The 2,309-nt window shown below is 71.6% G+C and carries 2 protein-coding genes; one reads left to right on the top strand and one right to left on the bottom strand.

All coding sequences use genetic code 11. From position 1 onward, the window contains the following. Positions 1–1,589 (bottom strand): RICIN domain-containing protein (locus tag G3I40_RS26330; RefSeq protein ID WP_164304650.1); only part of this gene is annotated, 1,589 nt, incomplete at its 3' end. A 238-nt stretch (positions 1,590–1,827) separates the two neighbouring features. Here G3I40_RS26330 and G3I40_RS26325 point away from each other — a divergent pair. Then, positions 1,828–2,309 (top strand): helix-turn-helix domain-containing protein (locus G3I40_RS26325; RefSeq protein WP_164304648.1); only part of this gene is annotated, 482 nt, incomplete at its 3' end.

The following is a 2,309-nucleotide window of genomic DNA, read 5'->3' as shown; positions in this document are numbered from 1 at the left end:
CCGACCGTGGGCCCCCCGCGCGGCGCGGCGGTCACCGTCGGGGCGGCGCCCCAGGCGCGGCCCGCCTCGCGGGTGGAGTCGACGCCGAGGAGGCGTCCGGTGGCGGAGTTCGCGATGCGGTACGAGCCGTCCCCGTTCGGAGTGAAGACCCAACTCCCCCTGCTCGAACTGGCGTTGGTGGGCATCGAGGTGACGCCCGCGCCGCTGCCGGACGCCGCGAGGAAGCGGCCCGCGCCGCTGCCGATGCGGTACGCGGTGCCCGCGGTGACGGGCGCCGCGGGGGCGCTCGTGTCGAGGGTGGTGTCGTAGTACTCGCCGTCGGCGCCGCCCGAGCACTGGAAGGAGCAGTAGCTGCGGAACGTCTTGCCGACGATGGTCGACCCGGTCCTGCTCACCGGGTCGAGGAGCCAGCGGTACCAGGAGCCCGTCTTGTAGTCGCCCGAGTCGCCGAGCAGCCGCCACTTCTGGGTGGCGAGGTCGTCGGTGGCGTAGAACCGCTGGGGTTCGTTGCTGTCCTGGGTGAGGGCTTCGGGCTCGCCGATGTACAGGCCGAGATGGGCGTCGTAGGCGACGTTCATGGTCAACAGGTCGGCCTTGGCGGGGAGTTCACCGGCGTCCTGCTGCTCCTTGACGGACCCCTTGGTGGCCGGGTCGTAGTCGTGCGCGACGGGCGTGTACCCCGTGGTGTGGGTGGCGTCGACGGGCTCCATGTTGCTCTCGCGGCCGCCGACCCCGGGCTGCGACCAGGCCCCGTCGAACCACTTCTTCCACGAACCCGGCGCCATCTTCCCGGACATGGGGGCGCGGGCCACGTGGGCGCGGCTGGCGTCCGTCCAGCCGCCCGGGCTCCCGGCCTTCGGGATGACGCGCGAGTTGTAGTAGACGTAGAAGTAGCCGGAGGCGGTGTCGACGAAGAGCCGCGGGTCGCCGTCGCCGTAGTAGTACGTCTCGTTGGGGAAGGCCGCGTCGTCGCCGCGCTTCGTGCTGTAGGGCGACGTGAGGACGTGGTCCTTGATGTCCCAGGTGTGGCCCTGGTCCGTCGAGACGGCGTAGTCGATGGCGTCGTAGTGCAGGCCGTCGCCGAACGGCTCCGGGGTGAACTCGTTGTGGACGAGTCCGTACCAGTCGCCGCTGTCCGGGTCGACCCAGACGCCCATGAGGTCGCAGTAGTTCTTCTGCGCGTAGTGCGAGCCGGCGGGCGCGTTCGACGCCTCACGGCCGGTGGGGCTGTTGTTGCACCGCCACGTGGTGTCGTCGTTGCGGTCGTCGGCGTTCGCCGGATCGACCGCCTCGCTCAACTCGGCGTCCCGGGTCGCGGAGTCGAAGTCCTTGCCGCTGTAGAACATCCACTCGCGCGGATCCTTGGCGTCGTACAGGGCGTGCGCGGACTGGTAGTGGAACGAGCCGTCCTTGTCGACGAAGGTCGCCGCGGGCGAGTCGTCGGGGTGGGTCCACGGACCCTTCTGCCCGATGGTCACTGTGTACGTGGGGGTGTCCGCGGTGGCCGGGCCGGCCGCCGCCGTGCCGATCAGCACGGCGGTCACCGCCGCGAGGGCGGCGACGGTCCTTGCTCTGGAGCGGGCTGACACAGGTGCTCCTCTCCGGTGCTCGATGGGATCGTCCATAATTAGTTCGACTACGATCCGAACTAATAGGGGACGCTGTCAAGACTCCCGCGGGGACTTCCCGTGCCAACTCCCCCGCCGTCCGGGGGCTTTGCGATGATGAGGACGGCCGTGACCACGAAGGACGCACGACGGGCTCACCGCGGACCCGCCAAGGACCCACGAAGGACGAGGACCACCGAGTGACGGACGGGACGGGCCGATGAAGGCCGATCTGCGCGCGGCGGCGCCGGCGGACACCGCCCTGTCCGGGCCCTCCAAGGCCCGCGACCGGGGCTCGGTCCGGCGCGAGAACCTGGCCCTGGTGCTGCGCATCCTGCGCGACGCGGGACCGCGCTCACGCGCCCGGATCGCCGCCGACACCGGCCTGCCCAAGCCGACAGTCACCAGTTTGGTGTCCGAACTCGTCGCGCTCGGCCTGGCCGGCGAGGGCACGACCCGGCGCGAGGGTTCCGTGGGCCGGCCCGGCACCCTCGTGCACGTCGGCGGCCGGCACATCTGCGGCATCGGCGTGGAGATCAGCACGAGTTACGTCCGCGTCCTCGCCCTCACCCTGGACGGCGAGGCGGTGTACGAGCACCGCGGCGCCGTCGCCGCCGCGGCGGCCGGGCCGGACGCCGTGCTCGACCTGACGGCGCGGGCCGTCACTGTCTGCACCACCGCCCTGGAGCGGGCGGGCGTCCG

The sequence above is a fragment of the Streptomyces sp. SID14478 genome (assembly GCF_010548525.1).
GTDB lineage: Bacteria > Actinomycetota > Actinomycetes > Streptomycetales > Streptomycetaceae > Streptomyces.
Note: the sequence above shows the minus strand (reverse complement) of the source record. Positions and strands in the feature narration are given on the sequence as shown.